Raw genomic sequence first — 19,196 nt, forward strand, 5'->3', positions numbered from 1 at the left:
ACAATAGGTAATAGGGGTGGTGGTAAATGGTGTAGAAGTAGACCAAGGTCCCTGAGTTCCACCACATACGGTAGCCACCTGTACTTCATAAGCCGTTTGTTCTGTAAGACCTGTAATGTTATAACTGTTCGTCGTAACAAGAGGTGAAGTAACCCATGCTCCTACAGGAGAGGTTGTTCTCCATCTTACGTAATAAGTAGCACCGGTAGCTCCCATCCATGAAACAGTAGCCGTAGTAGCAGCAATGTTACTCATGGTAATCCCTGTTGGTGCTGCAGTAGTACATGCAGGAATATCTATAAATTTAACCTGATAGTCTTCTACTTCCCCGTTGCTGGTAAGATTGGCACAGGCATCAGCCGGCGTAGATAAATATACAATAACACGCATTTTCAGCTTGTTGGTTCCCATATAAGCATTGGCAGGAACAGCAAAAGTAGCTGTTACAGGAGTCGTATTGGAATACCCTAAATTCATAATCCTTTCACCTCCAGGAGTTGTAGAAGGGATATTGTTGAAAATCCCGTCTCCATTGAAGTCGATCCAGGCATTGGTAGAATAGGTGCTGGAAAGGATAGTTCTTCCCACAGACAATACGTTACCTGTTGTGTTACGTCCTAAAGTGATAAGCTTAGCAGGATCATTGGAATAATCCGTATAAGTACTAGGACCTGAGTTATTACTCATGATTGGTGTATTCACACCGGTCATGGTAACATTATTGATGTAGCCGTTTGTAACGGTAGCAGTACCTGTATTACAGTAGCTAATAGCCGGAGTGGTAAAGTTGGTGGATGCTGAGAATGGCCCCTGAGTTCCACCACAGATCGTAGAAACCTGTACTTCATATTGAGTATTTCCATTCAGGTTTGAAATTGTATATGGATTAGCAGCAGGGTTTATGGTAATCCATGTAGGAGAACCAATCTGTCTGTATCTTAATACATAAGTAGCATTTGCAGTTACAGTCCATGAAACAGTGGCTGTTGAAGAGGTCAGATTGGAAATATTGATATTGGTTGGCGGAGCTGTGGTACATGGTTGTAAATCAATAGCTTCAAACTGTATTCTTGGAATGGTGGAATATCTGCTGGTGGCTGTCGGTGGACTTGTCGGGTCAGGATTATTAGAGGTGTTGTAATACAGCATTCCTCTGTTGGTACCCGCTGTATAACTTCCCCATTGGGCAGTACATGATGTACCTGCAGTGTTTTCATCAACGGCAACCACAATATTGCTTGTGCCATTCCATAAGAAAGGAGTCGTTAATAAAAGTTCCACCCAGTTACCATTCGTCATGGTAGGCACTGTGTCTGAATATACCTGCGTTAAGGATGAGACAGGAATCCAGCTGGTAGTAGTAGGGAAATTAGCTTGTGTAGTATTTCCCATATACACCGTCCAGTTATTATAATTAGCCTGAGTAGCTGCTGTGGATGATACATAAAATCTGATTTTGGTAATATAATGATTGGAACCTACTGCACCAGCAACTTCAGAAGCGGTATATAATTGTTGGGAATAATTATATCCTGAACAGGAATATACAGGGAGATAAGACATGGTAGAAGTGCCGGAACCTATTTGTCCCGGGGTGAATGATGGGCCGGCTATCCAGGCTGTTTTATCTGTTGGAGAGCATACGGATCTCACCCACCAGTAATAGGTAGTTCCTGACACCAGGGGAGTCAGGTTTGCTGTAGTTGTTGCAGTTGGTGTACCCACTGTTGCTGCCGTGGGGGCTACTCCAGTCGTATTGTAATAATACTCATATCCATTGGCAGGAGCTGGTGCCGGTGCGGCTGGTGCAGCCCAGTTGATAGTAGCTGAATTAGGAGCAATATTGGTAACAGGTAAAGTAGTAGGAACAAAACAGGTAGGGGCCTGCATTACTTTTACCTCATCCAGAAGAATGTCATCATATAGATATCCGTTACCTGCAACATCTTTATCCACTACAAATTTCAATTGAACGGTAGCCCCTATATAGCTTGTTGCTAAAAGTATTCCCACTGTTCTCCATTCAGGATCATTGGTATCATTGGAAAAAATCTGTACCCATCCGCTTCCGTCATTAATCAACACTTTTAGCATGTTATTATCGTAAGCAGGAAGTGTGCCTGTAGCAGAAGTCAAATGATTTTTAAACCATTCAAACTCAACATACGGAGCTGTTAAACCCGTTAAGTTGATCTGTGGAGTAGTAAGCTCAACATTATGAAGGTTAGTATACGGTGAACTGGCATCTACCCAGGCAAAAGTACCTGCAGGTTTTCCACCGTTACCGGTAGCTCCGTAGCCGGCAGAACCGGAAAATTTCCAAATAGCGGTGGCACTGGTAGATGAAGGGTTGGTATTCGTCCAGCAAGCGGGTAAAGCTCCTGAACTGAAAGATTGCGAGAACGGAACCGTAGCAACGGGACAGGTTTGCGCAAAAATGAGCCCTGTAAAGGCCAGTACTAGAAAAAGTAAAATTTTCTTCATACAGTATAAAGTTTAGTTTAATTTCTCAAAAAATCTCTTCTTAGTTAATTTTTTTTATGTAAAAATTGGATCGGTAAGTTAATTAAACTGTTTTGATGGTGCAACTTAGATTTACTTTTTATAATTTTTTATAATTATGTTTAAAATTTTAATAAAATTTTAACCTGTTTTATTGGTTTTTTTAAAATAAATTTATTATACAACGCATAAAGTTTGACCAGGTAGATTATTCTTTTACATCTTATATTTGTATCATCGGATTGCTTATGAAAAAAATATTTTTATTTTTAGTTTTATCAGTTAATTGGATCTTTGCTCAGGAATTAACTTCTAAGGAGCTTTCCATTATCAATCAGGGTGATATTAATTCGGCTTTGCCTATTTACCAGATTACCGAGCATGATCAGCTTACAACGTTATTAAATCTTTCCACGGAAATTGACCCGTTTGATCCCAATACCGTTACTTTAGTGAAAAGGATGAAGCTTTCCCTTCTTTCAACAGACGGCGGAGTAGGAATTGCTGCTCCACAAGTTGGAATCAACAGAAAAATAATCTGGGTTCAGCGTTTTGATAAAGAAAATAATCCATTAGAATATTTCATCAATCCGGTAATTGTCTGGCGGTCTGAAATCCAGAATCTGGGTCCGGAAGGCGATTTGTCTATTCCTGATTTCAGGGATCAGTTTTACAGGAGTAAAATTATCCAGCTGGAGTATGTGGACCTGAAAGGGCAGAAGTATTCAGAAATTGTGGAAGGTTTTACCGCGGTGATCTTTCAGCATGAAATAGATCATCTTTTCGGTATTCTGATTTCCGATAAAAAGGAGAAAGAGAAGCATCACTCATATAAAAAAATAGATGCTTTTCAGAAGAACAACTAATTGAATTTTTATGATTTGATAAAGAAAGCAGGCTATCTCTGATAGCCTGCTTTTATGGAAGGTCATTAACCTGTTTTATAATATTGGTATTGTTCTCAATACCGATATTCAGTGCCTTTCCTTTTTCAGCACTCTCATTCAGCCTTTTCAAAAGAGTCTGATAATTGGAATCCTTTTTAGACAGGTAAAAGACCTGTTGGCTGATTCCTATAGTCACCCGTTGAAACTTTTCCGGATTTTCAGGATCTTCACTAACCTGATTAACGGTTGAATGGTTATACCAGGTTAAATTCTGTGAATTAGGAGTATTGGAACAGGATGTTGTCATAAAAAGGAGTATATAAAGCCACGCTTTCATAAACAATAGTATTTAGATAAGCAATTCCCGCAATATACATCATATACGGGAACTGCTTATTATATATTAAGATATTCCTCCACAATGGGATACACTTGGGGCCGGTGTCGGAGAACAGCCGGAAAGAGATGAGAATCTGGTTAGTACGCAATTAGTATTGATGTAGCTGTTATCATACAGTAAGGAGCCGGTTGAGCTTCTGTAGTAAATATTTCCTGCCGTATTAGCATAAGAAGAAGATGATGCGGTTCCACATGAGGTGTTTACACATGCATTTCGCCAGGTAGTTTCGGTAACGGGACCGTTAGGAAAGAGGGAAGGATCAATAATTCTTTTCTCCGTAACTCCGGACGCATTTTTATAGCTTACCAAAATAGCTACGTGATAGTTCCATGATACACAGCATGAGCCGGTACTTGCTTTCAGATTTCCATATATAAACTGTTTTTCACAGTCATAGCCATTGTTTACCAAAATTTGTCTCATCTTGTGTGCTCTTGCGTAGCACCCGTCTACCGCATATCTGAATGTAATACAAGGAGAAGAAGCAGTTGAAGTTCCGCACGATTGGTTTTTAATTTGAGTAAACATACTGTTTAATGTAGTGACATTAGGGAGGACAGATGTAAGTTTGTTAAGTTCCGGTTTTTCTTCTTTGGTAAGAATAGATTTAAAATATCTGATATCTTCTTCACTTCCTTTTTCCACCTTCACAATTTCATTGGTATCTGGCTTCATGAAGACATGAATGGGCGATTCGTTTTGTATAGCCTGCTTAATGAGACTGATGTACTCCTCATTTTCTTTGCCGGGCTTGATTTCATAAAACTGTGCGCTGAGAATAAAGGAAACTTTCAAAGTTCCGTTTTCCTCAAGAATTCCCACAGGAACCGTTTTTCCAAAGTCCCTTGCAGCAACCTGGTTAGCAGTGTTTTCTTTTCCGACTACATCCTGATTGGTAGCGGAGTCTGAGCAGGCATTAGTTGACAATAGGGTCAAAAATACCATCATTGATAAGAATAGTTTTTTCATGATTTTGAAATTTAATATAATGGTTTTGGTGTATTGAGCGAGTTATAGTTTTTATTAATCACATGTTTAATATTTCCCTATTTGGTGATATGAAGTTAAAAAAAAACAGAATACCAGCAAACTATTTTTTAATAAAAATTTAAATTTTTATATCCTTTGAGTAGAAAAGCCTTTATCTAACAGGGGAATTGATGTGAAATATGTATTAAAAGTAAGAAAAATGATAAGGATGAATATTCATTTGAAGAAACAGAATTCCGCAAGATCCGGATTTTTTTATTGAGGTTCAATTGCAATCTTTGCTACAGAATTATAAAAACAGAAAACAATGCAAAGATTTAAAGAGAAATTTGCTTTCATTACGGGAGGTACCAATGGGATGGGGTTAGCTACCGCCAAGCAATTCATTCAGGAAGGCGGAAAAGTAATTATTACCGGAAGAAGTGAGCAGACGGTGAATAAAGCGTTAGAGGCATTAGGAGAAAAAGCTTTTGGGATTGTATCAGATGCAGGTAATATGAAAGACCTGATGAATTTACAAGAAGAAGTCATTAAACATACTTCAACCATAGATCTGGTTTTTGCCAATGCCGGTTATGGAAAATTTGCTCCAATTGAAAAGATAGATGAAAATGGATTTGACGAGCTTTTCAATGTATTGGTAAAAGGTCCTTTTTTCACGGTTCAGCAGATCTTGCCTTTGATGAAGAGCGGAGGTTCTGTTATTTTCAATACTTCCGTTGCCACAGATATGGCTATGCCCAACTTTTCAATCTATTCAGCAGCGAAATCAGCAGTGCAGTCGTTCATTAAAACTTTTGCTACGGAATTAACGGAAAAAGGAATCCGTGTGAATGGAATAAGCCCCGGGCATATCAGAACCAATATTTTTAATAATACAGGGTTGAGTGCTGAACAGATTGAAAATGCGATTGAACAAATTATCCCTACCATTCCTTTTAAGAGACAGGGCGAACCTTCGGAAATTGCCCATGCCGTACTTTTTTTGGCCTCGGAAGAAGTATCTTATATTCACGGTGCGGAATTGAAGGTGGATGCGGGAATTTCTGTGATCAAATCCTATTAAAAGAAAGCCCATCAAAATGATGGGCTTTTTTATAAATTTTCACGTAAGGGTTCTTTCTAAGTTGATTTAATTTTATACTGCAACTCAGCTCCAAAAACATCCACAAAATGCTTTCTGATACTCGCTTTTACATTTTCCACTTCTTCAGGAGTAAGCTCTCTTTCCAATTCTCTTTTTAAAGAAGTTACCTGCTTATCTTTGATACCGCAAGGAATAATGTATTCAAAATAACGCATATCCGTATTCACATTCAATGCAAAACCATGTAAAGTGACCCAACGGGAGGCTTTCACCCCCATCGCGCAGATTTTTCTGGCATAAGGCTTTCCTACATCCAGCCATACTCCGGTTTCACCTTGTGAGCGTTCCCCTTCTAGTCCGAAATCACCAATAGTTCTGATGATCACTTCTTCAAGATTTCTCATATATAAATGAATATCCGTAAAGAAATTTTCAAGGTCCAGAACAGGATAGCCCACAATCTGGCCATAACCATGATACGTAATATCCCCACCACGATTGGTCTTCACAAAGGTAGCATCGATTTCCTTTAACTTATCGATTCCGGCCAGCATATTTTCCTCATGCCCGCTTTTTCCCAATGTATAAACATGCGGATGCTCTACCAAAAGCAGATGGTTAGGAGTAATGAGGTGCTGCTCTGCAGGAAGGTCGCGGTTTTTTATTTTGGTATCAATAATATCTTTCATCAGGTTTTCCTGATAATCCCAGGCGGACTGATATTCTTTTATGCCTAAATCTTCAAATTCTACTACTTTATTCTGATGTGTATTCATATGTCTATGTCTATCTTCTTTTAAAGGCCATATGGAATCGCGATTTCATACCCTGTATTGATGTACAAATTTACTGAATTTTATCCTTTTATGGAATTGAGAAAATCTATGGCACTATTCCTCCAATCTTTATTCTGTAATAAAATATTTACGAAAGCAGTTCCGATAATTCCGCCGTCTGCTTTTTCGGTAACATTTTCAAAATCTGCTTTTGATTTTATGCCGAAACCGATCATCACAGGATTTTTAAGAGGAAGAGAGGCCAGCTTTGAAAGGTAATTTTCGTTTTTAAGAACAGTGGTTTCTTTTCCTGTTGTGGATGAGGAACTTACAGCGTAAAGAAACCCGGAGCTTAGGGAATCCAGATAAAGAATTCTTTCATCAGATGTTTCAGGAGTGACCAGAAAAGTGAAATTAAGCTTATATTTTGTTAAGATTTCCCGGTAGTTTTTTTCAAACTCAATAGGAGGGAGATCAGGGATGATTAATCCGGAAACTCCGCTTTCCGAACATTCTCTACAAAAGTTTTCAAATCCAAAACTTAAAACGGGATTGATGTAGCCCATTAAAATAACAGGGATTTTTATTTCGTTTTTAATGGTTTTCAGTTGAGAAAAAAGCCTTTCGATCGTCATTCCGTTTTTCAACGCCAGTTCATGGGCCTGTTGAATAACCGGACCATCCGCAACAGGATCAGAATAAGGCATCCCGATCTCGATCATATCCGCTCCCGAATCCTGAATAAGCTTTATGATTTCTGCAGTATCTTCCAGTTGAGGAATTCCTGCCGTAAAGTATATGTTGAGTTTTTTCATTTTTGATTGTATTAATGTATGATGTAAAATGTATTGATGTATTTTAAGATCATTTTACATGAATACTTTTTCCATTTTACAAGTTTTTCAAATATGTTTCCATATCCTTGTCGCCACGTCCGCTGAGGCAGATCACCACAATATCATTTTTATCAAATGCCTTTTTATCCAGAACCGCCAAAGCATGAGCGCTTTCCAAAGCAGGAATGATTCCTTCCAGTTTTGTCAGTTCAAAAGCGGATTGTAAGGCCTCATCATCATTAATGCTGAAAAATTCTGCCCGTTTCTCTTTAAACAAATGAGCATGAAACGGTCCGATTCCCGGATAATCCAACCCTGCGGAAATAGAATGCGGTTCAATGACCTGTCCGTCTTTGGTTTGCATCACAAGGCTTTTACTGCCATGTAAAACACCCAGGGTTCCCAAAAAAGTAGTTGCGGCCGATTTTCCTGATTCAATACCATGACCGCCTGCTTCTGCGGCAATAATTTGTACATTCTCTTCCTCTGCGAAATGATAAAAAGTCCCTGCGGCATTACTTCCGCCGCCTACACAGGCAATCACATAATCCGGATTTTCTCTTCCAATTTGCTCTTTCAGCTGCTCTTTGATCTCTTTTGAAATGATACTTTGAAATCTTGCCACCAAATCAGGGAAAGGATGAGGCCCAACTACACTCCCAATCACATAATGGGTGGTTACAGGGTTATTGATCCAGTCTCTTAGTGCCTCATTCACGGCATCTTTCAGGGTTTTTGATCCTGATGTTGCGGCAATCACTTTGGCGCCGAGCATTTTCATCCTTGCTACATTGGGGGCCTGCCTCTGAATGTCGATTTCTCCCATATACACAATACATTCCAAGCCTAACAAAGCGCAGGCCGTAGCTGTGGCAACACCGTGCTGTCCTGCTCCGGTTTCAGCAATGATGCGATTTTTTCCAAGACGTTTTGCCAGTAAAACCTGCCCGAGTGCATTATTGATTTTATGTGCTCCGGTATGATTCAAATCTTCACGCTTCAGATAAATCTGAGTTTCATATTTTTCACTGAGATTTTTTGCAAAGTAGAGTGGGGTTGACCTTCCAACATAATTTTTAAGAAGATTCTGGTATTCAGACTGAAAATCTTCAGATTCAATAATTTTAATATAGTTTTTCTGTAATTCCTCTACATTCGGATACAGCATTTCAGGGATGAATGCTCCTCCAAATTCACCGTAATATCCGTATTCATCCGGGTTTTTATAATTTTTCATATACTTTTTTTATTTTTTCGAGGTCTTTGACCCCAGCTTCGATTTCAAATTTTGAATTGATATCCAAAGCAAAAGGCTGCTTTTTTATCTTTTTTACATTTTCAATATCTTTTTCCGATATTCCGCCGCTTAAAAAATAGGGAAGTGAAATTTCCATTTCATCCAGCAGGTTCCAGTTGAATTGTTTTCCGGTTCCGCCAAAAGATGTGCTGTCCGTATCAAACAGGAGATAGGAAATATTACCTGAAACGGATTGAACCGAAATATGAAATTTTTCAAGATTGAAATCTTTTCCAATTCTGAAAACCTTGATGATTCCGATTTCCGGCTTCAATTTTTTCTTTAATTCTGAAATAAAAGTCTCATTTTCGTTTCCGTGGAGCTGTATGAAGTTTAAATCTGCTTTCTCAGCTATTTCCAATATTCTGTCAATATTTTCATTTACAAAAACGCCCACCTTACCGTGATGATCAATTTTTGAAATGTCTTCAAGACTGAGATGGCTTAAAACCAACCGTGGAGACTTTTCATAGAAGATAAAGCCCAGAAAGTCTACCTTCAAAGAAATGAGGGCTCTGATTTGTTCTAAAACCGTTAGTCCGCATACTTTTAGTTTTATATTACTTTCCATATTGATTCTAAGAAATATTTTTAATGAAGTGTGAAAAAGAAACTCCGGGACTTTCATTCCTCATGAAATATTCGCCCATCAGGAACCCGTCAAAACCCTGTTCTTTCAGATATCTGAAATCTTCAATATTATAAATTCCACTTTCTGCAATAGATAAAATATTCTCGGGAAGCTGGTTTTTCAGTTGTACGGAATGTTGTAAATCGACTTTGAAGTCATTAAGATTACGGTTGTTGATTCCAACAAGATCAATTTTTGTATTGCAGTGTTTCAGCTCTTCTTCCGTATGAATTTCCAGTAAAACTTCCAGTCCCAGTTCATGGGATAAATCCGTGAATTCCTCAACCTGGGCAGGTGAAAGGCAGGAGGCAATCAACAAAACCACATCGGCCCCTATGCTTTTGGCTTCATAAAACTGGTATTCATCAATCATGAAATCTTTCCGAAGGATGGGAGTATTGATGTGTTCCCGAACTTTCAGGACATCATCAAAAGATCCACCAAAAAAATCTTTATCAGTAAGGATTGAAATCCCGCTGGCTCCAAATTTTTCATATGCGGTAATTACTTCTAACGGTGAAACCTGATCGTTAATGATCCCTTTAGAAGGAGATTGTCTTTTGAACTCGGCAATAATTCCGCTTCTGTTTTTTATAGATTCTTTTAAAGAAAGGGGTCTTCTTCCGAAAAATCTGGAATTTTTTAATTCCTCAACGGAAGTTTTCGATCTCGAAACTTTGATTTCTTCTTTTTTTCTTTCTACAATTTTATCCAGTATGGTCATAATTTAAAACTCATCATTAATAACTCGCATTTCTTATTGCAGCAATAGTTGAAGGCATTCTAAGGCCTTACCGCTTTCTAAGCTTTCCTGAACCCGTAAAAGACAGTCATCATAACTGCCAAATTTATTGGTAGTATGCAGAGCAACGGCTGCATTCGCTAAAACCACAGAGTTTTGCTGCCTCGTTCCTTTTCCCTGAAGGATGTCTCTGAAAATTTTCGCGGTTTCATGAGATGTGCTTCCTGCTTCTATACTTTGCGGGGAAACGGAATTGAAACCAAGATCTTCAGTAGAGTAAATCTCTTCTCCTTTTTTGGTAATAATCTTTGTATCGTGAGTGAGGCTTATTTCATCATAGCCGTCCATACTGTGAACCAGGATAAAATCACGCTCATCTTTTTGCATAAGATACTGGTAGATTCTTGCTATTTCAAGGTTGTAAACCCCGATCATTGAAAATTTGGGTTTGGCAGGATTCACCAATGGACCAAGCAAGTTGAAAAAGGTTCTTAATCCTAAAGATTTTCTTAATGCCCCAACAGACTGAAGAGCCGGATGGAAATATGGGGCATGCAGAAAGCAAATGTTGGCCTTTTCAAGATCCTGATTTAAAGCATCGGTATCTGCTTTAAAGGTATAGCCCAGCTCTTCCATAACATTGGATGATCCGGTAACGGTAGATGCTCCGTAATTCCCATGTTTGGTAACTTTCTGTCCTGCTCCGGCAACAATAAAACTAGCCAGTGTAGAAATATTAATGGTATTTTTTCCATCTCCGCCCGTTCCTACAATGTCTATAGTATCATTTATATCCAAAGTGACAGGAATAGCCATTTGTAGCAAGGCTTCTCTAAAGCCTTCCAATTCTTTTAACGTAATATTACGCATCAGGAAAACACTGATGAAAGCTGTCACTTCAATACTATTGAATTTATTTTGCGCAATCTCAATCATGATCGCCTTAGCCTCAGATTTTGATAAGGTATGATGATTGAACAGATACTGTAAAATTTCTTTCATTTGTGGAGTCTTTATAATTGAGGGATCTTGGATAATACTATTCATTTCGGTGGCATTGGCTCATCAATCATCTTTGATGAGAATTATACTTTCTTTATTGCTTAGTTATATAAAAAATTACGGATAATGACTTCCCCGTCAGGAGTCAGGATGCTTTCAGGGTGAAACTGTACGCCATGAACATCATATTTTTTATGCTGTAAAGCCATGATCATTCCGTCTTTATCTACAGCCGTAATTTCCAGTTCTTCCGGGAAATTTTCAGGGTTTACAGCCCAACTGTGATATCTCCCGACTTCAATTCCGGAAGATAAGTTTCTAAAAAGCTTGGTATCATTTTTTACAAGCTCGGCAGAAGTAGCCACACCATGAAAAATCTCGGTGAGGTTGATTAAACTTCCTCCAAAAGCTTCGGCAATGGCCTGCTGACCTAAACATACACCCAAAATACTTTTAGTCGCTGCATATTCTTTGATAAGGTCCAATAAAATCCCTGCTTCTTCTGGAATTCCCGGCCCGGGTGAAAGTATTATTTTATCATATTTTTTAATTTCCTCTAAGGATATTTCATCATTTCGATACACGTCTACTTTTTCATTCAGAATTCTTTCGATGATCTGAACAAGATTATACGTGAAGCTATCGTAATTGTCAAAGACTAATGTTTTCATTTTGATCGTGGTTTTAATCTATTGTGGCAGCTTTCTGGACTGCTTTTTTTAATGCATTTAATTTATTGTTCACTTCCTGAAGCTCATTTTCGGAATCCGATTTGGCTACAATTCCGGCTCCGGCTTGATAATAAAGGGTATTGTTCCTGCTCAGGAACGTTCTGATCATGATCGCTTGATTACAATCTCCATTCAATCCGATGATCCCGATGCAACCGCCGTAATATCCGCGTGAATCTTTTTCATATGTATTGATCAGCTGCAATGCCTTATGTTTAGGAGCTCCGCTTAATGTTCCCTGTGGAAATGTAGCAGCAACCATTTCGAAAGGGTTCTGGTTTTCCGGCAGTTCAGCCGTTACTTCACTTACCATGTGGATCACGTGGGAAAAAAGCTGGATTTCTTTTAATTTGGTAACGGTTACGTTTTTTCCGAGTTTTCCTAGATCATTTCTGGCTAAATCAACTAACATGGTATGTTCTGCATTTTCTTTAGGATCTCTTTTCAGTTCTTCAATAGACTGAAGATCGGTATCGAAGTGTCCCGTTCTTTTAAATGTTCCGGCAATAGGATGAATAATAGCTTTGTTGTTTTTAATGATCAGCTGACTTTCAGGGCTGGAACCAAATAATTTATAGTTTCCGTAATCGAAAAAGAATAAATACGGTGAAGGATTGATATTCCTTAAAGCACGGTATACATTGAATTCATCACCTTGGAATTTCTGTTCAAATCTTCTGCTTAAAACCAGCTGGAAAACATCGCCTCTCATACAATGTTTCTGAGCTGTTTTTACCAGATCAATATATTCTTCATCGGTAATGTTGGAGGTTTCTTCACCTATTTTTTCAAAAGGATAAATAACGGAATTTTGATTTTTAATGAGACTTTCCAGTAAATACAGTTCGGATTTCACTCCTTCGATCTGGTTTTCAATAATATGCATTTCATCGGTGTAATGATTGATGGCAATCACATACTGGTATAATCTGTATCTGAGGTTAGGAATTTCAACTTCAGGACTTTGCGCTTTAAAGGTAACGGTATCAAAGAATTGTACCGCTTCATAACTGGTATATCCGAAAAGGCTCTGTGCGGTTTGTTCAACCGTATCCCTGGTCTTTTCACAGACAAAAATATGGGAAAAATGTTCAAAAATATCTGAAACTTTATGTTCGATGATGAACTGTTTAACAGGTTCTTCTCCTGGAAGTTTGATTTCAAATTCGTTAAGGTTTTTGATTTCAATTCCGGCAATGGCATTCACGGCGATAAAAGAAAAATTATTGTCGATATTTTTAGAATCCGAACTTTCCAGCAGAATGGTGTCCCGGAATTTATCACGAAGTTGCAGGTAAATATTCATTGGGGTTTTCAGGTCGCCCAATGCTTTTTTGGAAATAGTTTTTATTTGTATTTTTTTATTGAACATTTTGGGATGTATTTTGATATGAATTTAATAAATAAAAAAAAGACTTTGACGGATTCGTCAAAGTCTTGATATATTTTTTGTATGATTCCAGTTGTAAATTAACAACATGACAAAAGCTTCAGACCCGACGAAGAGTTTGAAAGCCACCACCACATATTGTTGTTGATATTTAACATGCCACAAATGTAAATAAAATTTTTAATATAGAAACAAATATCATGAATTAGGAACTTAATTTTTTATATTTTTGTCTGAAATTATATATAAAAAATAATGAAAAAAGTATTAGCAATCGCATTTGTAGGAAGTTTATTCGTGGTAAACTGTTCTAAAAAACCGGATCACTCATTACAGGACAGCAATACAATGCTTGAGGAGCCTGAAGTAACGACTACTGTAGTAGATTCTTCTGCAACAACCCGTAACAAACCTGAAGCAGACGTAAATGCTGCTGTATCAGTTCCTCCAAGTGAAGCAAAAGCAGATACTCTTACGAAGTAAAAATGAAGAAAATATTTTTGGCAGGATGTATAGGGTTCTCCCTCTTTTCCTGTTCTCAAAAAGAAAACATGCCTGTTGATGCCGGGTCTTCAGAAACAACAGCTGTTTCAGAATCTGTAAAAAACAATCTTTCAGGAGACCAGATCATTGAAACATTGGATTGCACCGGTTGTCATGCGGTAAATGAAAGAATGATAGGACCTTCATATCAGGAAATAGCAGATAAATATTCTGAAAAAGATATTGAGCTGCTTGCTTCAAAAATCATTGAAGGCGGAAGCGGAGTTTGGGGAAGCGTTCCGATGCAGCCTCATCCTCAGGTATCCAAAGAAGATGCTAAGAAAATGGTAGAATATATTCTGACTTTAAAGAAGAAATAAATTTTACTTTATTAAAAAATATAAAGCCTTACATTTTTGTAAGGTTTTTTTTATGAATTATGAATAAAATTATCAGTTGACTTGTACCTATAAAAACACCTATCTTTGCACGTTATTGAAATATATAAATATAAAATGCAATTATCAGAACAAGAAATCATTAGAAGAGAAAAGCTGAACAAGCTTGTTGATATGGGAATCAATGCATTCCCTGCGGATGAATATGTAATTACAGATACTACACAATCTATAAAACAGGATTTTTCTGAAAATAAACAGGTGAAGATTGCCGGTAGATTGATGTCCCGCAGAATTCAAGGTAAGGCTTCTTTTGCTGAATTGCAGGATTCTACTGGTAAAATCCAGGTATATTTCAATAGAGATGAAATCTGTACAGGTGAAGATAAAACGTTGTATAATGAAGTCTATAAGCATCTTTTAGATATAGGAGATATTATTGGAGTTGAAGGAGAGTTATTTACAACACAGGTAGGAGAGAAAACGGTTTTAGTGAAAAACTTTACCCTGTTAACGAAATCTCTTCGTCCGTTGCCACTTCCTAAAACAGATGCGGAAGGAAATGTTCACGATGCGTTTGTAGATCCGGAATTGCGTTACAGACAACGTTATGCAGATTTAGTAGTAAACCCGCATATCAAAGAAATTTTCGTGAAAAGAACGAAATTGTTCAACGCGATGAGAACTTTCTTTAATGATGCAGGGTATTTTGAGGTAGAAACACCAATCTTGCAATCGATCCCGGGAGGAGCAGCGGCAAGACCATTCATTACCCACCATAATGCTTTAGACATTCCACTATATTTAAGAATTGCCAATGAATTATATCTGAAAAGATTGATCGTAGGTGGATTTGACGGAGTGTATGAATTCTCTAAAAACTTCAGAAATGAAGGGATGGACAGAACCCACAATCCGGAGTTTACAGCCATGGAAATCTATGTAGCCTATAAAGATTATAACTGGATGATGGATTTCACAGAAAGATTACTGGAATTCTGTGCTACACAGGTGAATGGCAATGCGGAATCAACGTTCGGTGAACATAAAATCAGCTGGAAAGCACCATATCCAAGAGTTTCCATGACGGAAGCCATTCAAAAGTTCACAGGTTTCGATATCACAGGAAAATCTGAGCAGGAATTATTTGATTTTGCCAAATCTATCGGAATTGAAGTGAATGAAACAATGGGTAAAGGAAAATTAATCGATGAAATTTTCGGTGAAAAATGCGAAGGAAATTTTATTCAGCCGACTTTCATTACAGATTACCCGGTGGAAATGTCACCTTTAACTAAAAAGCACAGAAGCAAAGAAGGCTTAACCGAGCGTTTTGAATTGATGGTGTGCGGAAAAGAAATTGCCAATGCCTATTCTGAGCTGAATGATCCTATTGACCAGAGAGAACGTTTTGAAGAACAGCTGAAGCTTTCTGAAAAAGGAGATGATGAAGCAGGACAGTTCATTGATGAAGATTTCCTTAGAGCATTAGAATACGGGATGCCACCAACTTCAGGATTAGGAATCGGTATGGACAGATTGATTATGTTCTTAACTAATAATCCATCGATCCAGGAAGTATTATTCTTCCCTCAAATGAGACCGGAAAAAACGGTTCCTCAAATTGAACTAGGAGAAGATGAAAAAGTAATCCTTGAAATTCTTAATTCTCAGGAAGAGCCATTTTCTTTAGCCGAAGTAAAAGAAAGAAGCCAGTTATCCGGTAAAAAATGGGATAAAGCTTCTAAAACTTTAACAAAGAATAATTTAGTAAAAGTTGAAAAGATTGATGAAAATCTTTTGATGAAATTGGTATAAGCTTTATTAAAAGATAAATTAAATAGAATCCTGAAATTTTTCAGGATTTTTTTATTTTTATAAATGATTACATAATATTTTCCGTTGTTTAGAAAAACGTATATCGATGAAGTTCATTCTTTTCTTTTTTCTCCTTTTTTTCTTTATACGGAGTAATGCGCAAATGATTACCTCGATTTATTTTGAACACAACAGTTATGAACTAAATACAGCATCTAAAAAAGCATTAGATACTCTCGCTGATTTAAAGGGTAAATCTACATTGAGAATTTTCGGAAATTGCGACCCTTCCGGAAGTACGGAATATAATAAGGCTTTATCAAAGTCTCGTGCCAATGCTGTTAATGAATATCTTAAAGGAAAAATTGGAAATAATATACAACTGATAAGTTCTATAGGACTGGGAGAAGAAAAGCAGATCAACGATAATACTACAGAAGAGCTGCGTGGAAAGAACAGGAGAGTGGATATATTTATAGAACAGAAATTAGTTCCCGGAAAAAAAGTATCCAGAAGAATCCTTCCAAGTTTTTTGGATACCCAGGTTTCTCAACTGAAAATGAACGAGACCTATTCATTGCCTGATGTCAATTTTATCGGAAACCGTCACATCTGGCTTCCCAACGGCGAAGCACAGCTGGTCCGGCTTTTCAATATATTAAAAGAAAATCCAACCTTAGAAATTGAATTACAGGGACATATTTGCTGTGATTATGAAAATTTTGATGGGGAAGATATCGATCTGAAAACTTTTAATCTGTCCTGGACGAGAGCGAATGCCATTAAAGAGTATCTTGAGAAACGGGGGATAGATGCTTCCCGAATTAGAGCCAAAGGGCTTGGACATCTTAATCCCGCAGTATATCCAGAGCTTACAGAAACCGATCAGGTAAGGAACAGGAGAGTTGAATTGGTCTTGATTAAAAAATAAGTTGAAGTTTCGGGGGGGGCGCCCCGCGCGCCCCCACAAATTTTTTATAAAAAAAAATTAAAATTTTTTAAAAAATAAACCCACAAAATAACAAAGTCCAACACCACCCCCTACAATAACACAACCGGCTGGTTTTATTTGATAATAAAAAAAAAATTGCCTGCGGGCCCCCCCCCCCCCCCCCCCCCCCCGAAACTTTATTTATAAAATCATTATTTCCTTTGTTTACTAAATGACGCCATCAGATAAAACAAAAACGGCAAAATAAATAAAGATCCCAACATCAATGCCCAGGCTAAAGCAGAAATGGTTTTCGGTGCAGCCGCTTCCTCCAGTAATGAAAGATGATTGCCATTCCCCAGCAAAATAATATCAGGATAATGTTGATAGGTAGCTGCAACCAGGATCATAATCATCTGAAATCCTGCCAAAATCCTCACAGGCATAAGCTTTCTTTCCTTCATACAGTAAAAGATCAAGCCTAAAGAAAGAGTTGCCAAAACAATGGCGCCAATACCTAGTGGCTTTGAGAAAACCCACATCAGAAGTGGAATGTTTGAAAGATAAGCTGTTATAAAAACCAAAATACCTGTTACTACCACAAAGATCATGGTTTGTTTGGACTTCCTGATCATCAGGGCCAGATCCAGTTTATCCTTCGTTTCTCTTAAAGAAAATATAGAGGCCAAATAAGCGCAAAGGGATACGGTGAATAAACCTACCGCTGCTCCAAACCAGTTTAGCCAACTGAAAATATAGAGGCTGAGAAAGTCTGAAGCATCCGGATTGATGGACTTTGACACTGTGGAAGCCGCAATAAGTCCAAGGAAAAAAGGAGTTAGTAAACTCGCGTAGTAAAATATCTGGGTGTATAAAATCTGCCAGTCATCTTTTACCGCATCATAATGTCTGAAGGTAAAAGCAGTTCCTCTGGCAATAATTCCAAGAAGCATGAGTACCAAAGGAATATGAAGATAAGTGGACATAGTAGTATAAATGCCCGGAAATCCTACAAAAAGAATCACAATAGCAATGATCAGCCACATATGATTGGCTTCCCAAACCGGAGCTATAGATTCATACATGATCTGTTCCGTTTTGTGGCGGGCTTTTTTATGCGTAAAAAGCTCCACGATACCTGCACCGAAATCAGCGCCCCCTAAAATGATATACAGGCAAATCGATAACCAGAGAAAAGCTATAACAACGTAGATCATGATTTCTTGTTTTTATCGTTAAACTGATTGTCCGTAGGATCATAAAGCTTAGGAACCATTTGTATCTGTCTTCTGAGGAGGAATATAATGATCAGAGAAAGAGACACGAAAATTGCCGTGAAAAAATAAAAAGAATATTGAATTCCCGGCATCGGAGTTACCGCGTCTATCGTCCTCATAATACCATAAATGATCCACGGCTGTCTTCCAACCTCAGTTACCGTCCATCCTGCTTCCAGAGCAATATATCCGAAAGGGGTCGCGAATAAGAATGTTTTTAGCAGCCATTTCTTTTCAAGCCATTCTTTTTTGAAGAATAGAGCATATAAATAAACTGCTCCAATACAGATCATCACAACTCCGAAGAAGATCATAATCTGGAAAGCATAGTGAACAACGGCAACTGGTGGCCACTCATCCCGAGGGAAATCATTTAATCCCTTTACTTCGGAATTAAAATCATTGCTTACCAAAAAGCTTAATACTTTAGGGATTTTAACGGCATATTTAATTTCTCCTTTTTCTTCATCCGGAATTCCGCCAATCACAAAAGCAGCCCCTTTTTCAGTCTCAAAATGAGCTTCCATGGCGGCTAGCTTAATAGGTTGTCTTTCCGCCACCGATTTTGCCGCAATATCACCGCTCAAAGGAGCCCCAAATGCTCCGATTAAAGCAAACCCGGCGGCAATTCTGAATGCTTTGGTATGAAATTCAACGTTCTTTTTCCTCATCAGTAAATACGCATGAACTCCGGCAACCGCAAATCCGGTAGCGCAGAAAGCAGCCACGGTCATATGTAAAGCCTGTGGAAACCAGGCGTCATTAAACATGGCTTGTATAGGATCAATATTCACATACTTTCCATCAATATAATCAAATCCGGCAGGAGAATTCATCCATGCATTGGCTGCTACAACCAAAATCCCGGAAGCAAGACCGCTTAAACCGACTAAAAAGCCGCAAAACCAATGAAACCATTTATTGAATCTGTCCCAGCCGTACAAAAAGAAACCGATAGCAATCGCTTCAATAAAAAAAGCGGTCCCCTCAAGAGAAAACGGCATTCCGAAAATCGGTC

General features: G+C 38.0%; 19 protein-coding genes. 6 read left to right on the plus strand and 13 right to left on the minus strand.

The window, feature by feature from the left end; all coding sequences use genetic code 11:
- Positions 1–2,484 (minus strand): fibronectin type III domain-containing protein (locus ACGHIN_RS13860; RefSeq protein ID WP_390454633.1); only part of this gene is annotated, 2,484 nt, incomplete at its 3' end.
- A gap of 266 nt (positions 2,485–2,750) precedes the next feature.
- Between ACGHIN_RS13860 and ACGHIN_RS13865 the strand changes: the two genes are divergently transcribed.
- Positions 2,751–3,368 (plus strand): peptide deformylase, encoded by a 618-nt coding sequence (locus ACGHIN_RS13865; protein WP_390454636.1) that lies wholly within the window; start codon positions 2,751–2,753, stop codon positions 3,366–3,368.
- 52 nt (positions 3,369–3,420) lie between these two features.
- Here the strand turns inward: ACGHIN_RS13865 and ACGHIN_RS13870 are convergent, their stop codons facing one another.
- Together ACGHIN_RS13870 and ACGHIN_RS13875 are read right to left on the minus strand one after the other, a co-directional pair.
- On the minus strand, positions 3,421–3,696 hold the full coding sequence (locus ACGHIN_RS13870) for a hypothetical protein (RefSeq protein ID WP_390454639.1): 276 nt from the start codon (positions 3,694–3,696) through the stop codon (positions 3,421–3,423).
- Between the two features lie 96 nt (positions 3,697–3,792).
- Positions 3,793–4,758, minus strand: coding sequence for a protein-glutamine glutaminase (locus tag ACGHIN_RS13875; protein ID WP_390454642.1), 966 nt, complete (start codon positions 4,756–4,758; stop codon positions 3,793–3,795).
- 328 nt (positions 4,759–5,086) lie between these two features.
- On the opposite strand from ACGHIN_RS13875, the gene ACGHIN_RS13880 reads away from it, so the two are divergent.
- On the plus strand, positions 5,087–5,845 hold the full coding sequence (locus ACGHIN_RS13880; RefSeq protein WP_390454645.1) for an SDR family oxidoreductase: 759 nt from the start codon (positions 5,087–5,089) through the stop codon (positions 5,843–5,845).
- A 56-nt stretch (positions 5,846–5,901) separates the two neighbouring features.
- On the opposite strand, the gene lipB is transcribed toward ACGHIN_RS13880, so the two are convergent.
- The 8 genes from lipB to ACGHIN_RS13920 form a co-directional block, all read right to left on the minus strand.
- Complete coding sequence (gene lipB / locus ACGHIN_RS13885) at positions 5,902–6,642, minus strand: lipoyl(octanoyl) transferase LipB (RefSeq protein ID WP_390454648.1); 741 nt, start codon at positions 6,640–6,642, stop codon at positions 5,902–5,904.
- Positions 6,643–6,722: 80 nt separating this feature from the next.
- A complete protein-coding gene (gene trpA / locus ACGHIN_RS13890; protein ID WP_390454651.1) occupies positions 6,723–7,457 on the minus strand; it encodes a tryptophan synthase subunit alpha in 735 nt (244 codons plus the stop codon).
- A gap of 76 nt (positions 7,458–7,533) precedes the next feature.
- A complete protein-coding gene (gene trpB / locus ACGHIN_RS13895; protein WP_390454654.1) occupies positions 7,534–8,715 on the minus strand; it encodes a tryptophan synthase subunit beta in 1,182 nt (393 codons plus the stop codon).
- Positions 8,702–9,346 (minus strand): phosphoribosylanthranilate isomerase, encoded by a 645-nt coding sequence (locus ACGHIN_RS13900; RefSeq protein WP_390454657.1) that lies wholly within the window; start codon positions 9,344–9,346, stop codon positions 8,702–8,704. Before ACGHIN_RS13900 ends, trpB begins: the two co-directional genes overlap by 14 nt.
- Before the next feature lie 7 nt (positions 9,347–9,353).
- On the minus strand, positions 9,354–10,130 hold the full coding sequence (gene trpC / locus ACGHIN_RS13905; protein WP_390454660.1) for an indole-3-glycerol phosphate synthase TrpC: 777 nt from the start codon (positions 10,128–10,130) through the stop codon (positions 9,354–9,356).
- Between the two features lie 33 nt (positions 10,131–10,163).
- Complete coding sequence (trpD, locus tag ACGHIN_RS13910) at positions 10,164–11,150, minus strand: anthranilate phosphoribosyltransferase (protein WP_390454663.1); 987 nt, start codon at positions 11,148–11,150, stop codon at positions 10,164–10,166.
- A gap of 101 nt (positions 11,151–11,251) precedes the next feature.
- Positions 11,252–11,821, minus strand: a complete 570-nt coding sequence (locus ACGHIN_RS13915; RefSeq protein ID WP_390454665.1) for an anthranilate synthase component II — start codon at positions 11,819–11,821, stop codon at positions 11,252–11,254.
- 13 nt (positions 11,822–11,834) lie between these two features.
- Positions 11,835–13,253: an anthranilate synthase component I family protein gene (locus tag ACGHIN_RS13920; RefSeq protein WP_390454667.1), complete on the minus strand. Its 1,419-nt coding sequence runs from the start codon at positions 13,251–13,253 to the stop codon at positions 11,835–11,837.
- 273 nt (positions 13,254–13,526) lie between these two features.
- Between ACGHIN_RS13920 and ACGHIN_RS13925 the strand changes: the two genes are divergently transcribed.
- The 4 genes from ACGHIN_RS13925 to ACGHIN_RS13940 all read left to right on the plus strand — a co-directional run bounded on the left by ACGHIN_RS13925 (position 13,527) and on the right by ACGHIN_RS13940 (position 16,901).
- Positions 13,527–13,754 (plus strand): hypothetical protein, encoded by a 228-nt coding sequence (locus ACGHIN_RS13925; protein ID WP_390454670.1) that lies wholly within the window; start codon positions 13,527–13,529, stop codon positions 13,752–13,754.
- A 2-nt stretch (positions 13,755–13,756) separates the two neighbouring features.
- On the plus strand, positions 13,757–14,134 hold the full coding sequence (locus ACGHIN_RS13930; protein WP_390454673.1) for a c-type cytochrome: 378 nt from the start codon (positions 13,757–13,759) through the stop codon (positions 14,132–14,134).
- Between the two features lie 135 nt (positions 14,135–14,269).
- Positions 14,270–15,970, plus strand: coding sequence for a lysine--tRNA ligase (gene lysS / locus ACGHIN_RS13935; protein ID WP_390454676.1), 1,701 nt, complete (start codon positions 14,270–14,272; stop codon positions 15,968–15,970).
- 163 nt (positions 15,971–16,133) lie between these two features.
- Positions 16,134–16,901, plus strand: a complete 768-nt coding sequence (locus ACGHIN_RS13940) for an OmpA family protein (protein ID WP_390454677.1) — start codon at positions 16,134–16,136, stop codon at positions 16,899–16,901.
- A gap of 212 nt (positions 16,902–17,113) precedes the next feature.
- Here the strand turns inward: ACGHIN_RS13940 and ACGHIN_RS13945 are convergent, their stop codons facing one another.
- Both ACGHIN_RS13945 and ACGHIN_RS13950 read right to left on the minus strand, forming a co-directional pair.
- Complete coding sequence (locus ACGHIN_RS13945; RefSeq protein ID WP_390454680.1) at positions 17,114–18,118, minus strand: cytochrome d ubiquinol oxidase subunit II; 1,005 nt, start codon at positions 18,116–18,118, stop codon at positions 17,114–17,116.
- A partial coding sequence (locus ACGHIN_RS13950; RefSeq protein WP_390454683.1) for a cytochrome ubiquinol oxidase subunit I occupies positions 18,115–19,196 on the minus strand: 1,082 nt, incomplete at its 5' end. The genes ACGHIN_RS13950 and ACGHIN_RS13945, both read right to left, overlap by 4 nt.

The sequence above is a fragment of the Chryseobacterium barbadense genome, assembly GCF_042849955.1.
In the GTDB taxonomy this organism is placed as follows: Bacteria; Bacteroidota; Bacteroidia; order Flavobacteriales; family Weeksellaceae; genus Chryseobacterium.

What these genes read in the sequence shown, in the direction of transcription:
- ACGHIN_RS13880 (WP_390454645.1), top strand. Translation starts at nt 5,087, where the DNA reads ATGCAAAGATTTAAAGAGAAATTTGCTTTCATTACGGGAGGTACCAAT.
- ACGHIN_RS13940 (WP_390454677.1), top strand. Translation starts at nt 16,134, where the DNA reads ATGATTACCTCGATTTATTTTGAACACAACAGTTATGAACTAAATACA.
- ACGHIN_RS13865 (WP_390454636.1), top strand. Translation starts at nt 2,751, where the DNA reads ATGAAAAAAATATTTTTATTTTTAGTTTTATCAGTTAATTGGATCTTT.
- ACGHIN_RS13925 (WP_390454670.1), top strand. Translation starts at nt 13,527, where the DNA reads ATGAAAAAAGTATTAGCAATCGCATTTGTAGGAAGTTTATTCGTGGTA.
- ACGHIN_RS13945 (WP_390454680.1), bottom strand. Translation starts at nt 18,118, where the DNA reads ATGATCTACGTTGTTATAGCTTTTCTCTGGTTATCGATTTGCCTGTAT.
- trpD (WP_390454663.1), bottom strand. Translation starts at nt 11,150, where the DNA reads ATGAAAGAAATTTTACAGTATCTGTTCAATCATCATACCTTATCAAAA.
- trpB (WP_390454654.1), bottom strand. Translation starts at nt 8,715, where the DNA reads ATGAAAAATTATAAAAACCCGGATGAATACGGATATTACGGTGAATTT.
- ACGHIN_RS13900 (WP_390454657.1), bottom strand. Translation starts at nt 9,346, where the DNA reads ATGGAAAGTAATATAAAACTAAAAGTATGCGGACTAACGGTTTTAGAA.
- ACGHIN_RS13870 (WP_390454639.1), bottom strand. Translation starts at nt 3,696, where the DNA reads ATGACAACATCCTGTTCCAATACTCCTAATTCACAGAATTTAACCTGG.
- trpC (WP_390454660.1), bottom strand. Translation starts at nt 10,130, where the DNA reads ATGACCATACTGGATAAAATTGTAGAAAGAAAAAAAGAAGAAATCAAA.
- lipB (WP_390454648.1), bottom strand. Translation starts at nt 6,642, where the DNA reads ATGAATACACATCAGAATAAAGTAGTAGAATTTGAAGATTTAGGCATA.
- ACGHIN_RS13930 (WP_390454673.1), top strand. Translation starts at nt 13,757, where the DNA reads ATGAAGAAAATATTTTTGGCAGGATGTATAGGGTTCTCCCTCTTTTCC.
- lysS (WP_390454676.1), top strand. Translation starts at nt 14,270, where the DNA reads ATGCAATTATCAGAACAAGAAATCATTAGAAGAGAAAAGCTGAACAAG.
- ACGHIN_RS13915 (WP_390454665.1), bottom strand. Translation starts at nt 11,821, where the DNA reads ATGAAAACATTAGTCTTTGACAATTACGATAGCTTCACGTATAATCTT.
- ACGHIN_RS13875 (WP_390454642.1), bottom strand. Translation starts at nt 4,758, where the DNA reads ATGAAAAAACTATTCTTATCAATGATGGTATTTTTGACCCTATTGTCA.
- trpA (WP_390454651.1), bottom strand. Translation starts at nt 7,457, where the DNA reads ATGAAAAAACTCAACATATACTTTACGGCAGGAATTCCTCAACTGGAA.
- ACGHIN_RS13920 (WP_390454667.1), bottom strand. Translation starts at nt 13,253, where the DNA reads ATGTTCAATAAAAAAATACAAATAAAAACTATTTCCAAAAAAGCATTG.